The following is a 1,426-nucleotide window of genomic DNA, read 5'->3' as shown; positions in this document are numbered from 1 at the left end:
TAATGCCAGTCAGTTAAGCAACTGACTGGCCCTTTTTCGGGGCTGTGGGGTATTTCCAGGGCCTCTCCTTTACCACTCTCGGGAAGGCTCTTTCTCTTCTTGTCGGTAACTTTACCAGTTGCCCCATACTTTCAAGATCACGCATCAGTTCCGGGATTCGACCCGGTGAAGCACCCTGCAGCGTCATCAGCATCCTCATTACCATTCCGCATGATTCTGAGAAGCTCAGTTGATTCGGCCAGTATCCTTTCAGATGTCCCGCCATTTTAATCATCTGATATCTCACCAGATTATAAGCCAGTAAGACTCCCCATAACTCCTGCTCCACAAGCTCCGGCTTTTTACTTCGCAGTGTCAGCCTGCTCAGTTGCATCGTCTGCTTGATCTCCCGGTATCCCAGTTCGATTTCCCAGCGATGGCTGTACAGATCTGCCATTTCTCCACCAGGGTAACGCATGGCGTCCGTCATCGACGTCAGCAGATGGCAGACTTTTCCTTTGCGCGTCACTGTCAGCAGGCGGGCTGTCATCTCACTGCCCAGACCCGGCCACTTTTTTCGTGCCTGGGGACTGGTTTTCAGCATTACCAGATGGTCGCCTTTACCCAGTTTTCTGACTTCTTCATACTGCGCCCCCTTTCTGAGCGGGATCATCCAGTGGCGGTGCTCTCCCGCCTGGCTCCAGGCATTTAACAGCCCCAGTGAGTAATAACCTTTATCCATTAACGTCAGGGTGTTATCGCCGGTCTGCTCTATAAGCTGTGCAGCGAGCTCATTTTCGCTGTTTTTCATTGTGCCGAAGGCGGCTGCCGTCAGAAGATGGCTGGTCAACTCCATCTGACAGACCATTTTGACCTGTGGATAGAGTGCCGGATCCCCGCCATGCGTCTGACGGGGGAAGGCTGCATCATTCTCTGGTGTGTCCGGTGTTCGCCAAAACACACCATCGATGGCCAGCAGGGTCAGGCCGCACCAGTGTGGATGTGGAGTGCTATGATGCCAGAGTTGTGCTGTTTGCGTGAACACGCGCCGGACGGCCTCGCTGCCCAGACGCTGCCGGGCCTGGATCACCGCGCTGGGTGCGACAAAGGGACGACTGCCCGGCAGCATGATGTCCAGCCGGTTCACGATCTGATGAAGGGGTTCCTTTCGTTCAAGGGCCATGCCGACAATACACCAGACCATCATTTCCAGCGGAAGACGACGCTTGCGCAGGGTGACGGTGCCGGCTTCGGCCAGACAGCGGGAGAGCAGTTCCGGGTCCAGATAATCGCCCAGAGAAGTCAGTGGGTTACGCAGAGAATCGTAACGGGAAACCAGATCAAGAGCCTGTCCAATGTGCATAAAAAAATCCGGAAACGGGTGAGCATTTCCGGATTCTTACACAGCCACTGGATCGGTCAACCGATCCTTAACTGATCGGCATTA

The 1,426-nt window shown here is 54.6% G+C and carries 1 protein-coding gene; it reads right to left on the bottom strand.

Going from position 1 to position 1,426, the window contains the following annotated elements; translation table 11 throughout:
- Positions 1-13: 13 nt before the first annotated feature.
- Positions 14-1,342 carry an IS4 family transposase gene (locus CWM52_RS25830; protein ID WP_100686655.1) on the bottom strand — a complete coding sequence of 443 codons (1,329 nt, stop codon included), beginning with the start codon at positions 1,340-1,342 and terminating at the stop codon, positions 14-16.
- Positions 1,343-1,426: the final 84 nt, after the last annotated feature.

The sequence above is a fragment of the Raoultella sp. T31 genome, assembly GCF_002806725.1.
Taxonomy (GTDB): domain Bacteria; phylum Pseudomonadota; class Gammaproteobacteria; order Enterobacterales; family Enterobacteriaceae; genus Klebsiella; species Klebsiella electrica.
This window is presented reverse-complemented; position numbering and strand designations above follow the sequence as displayed.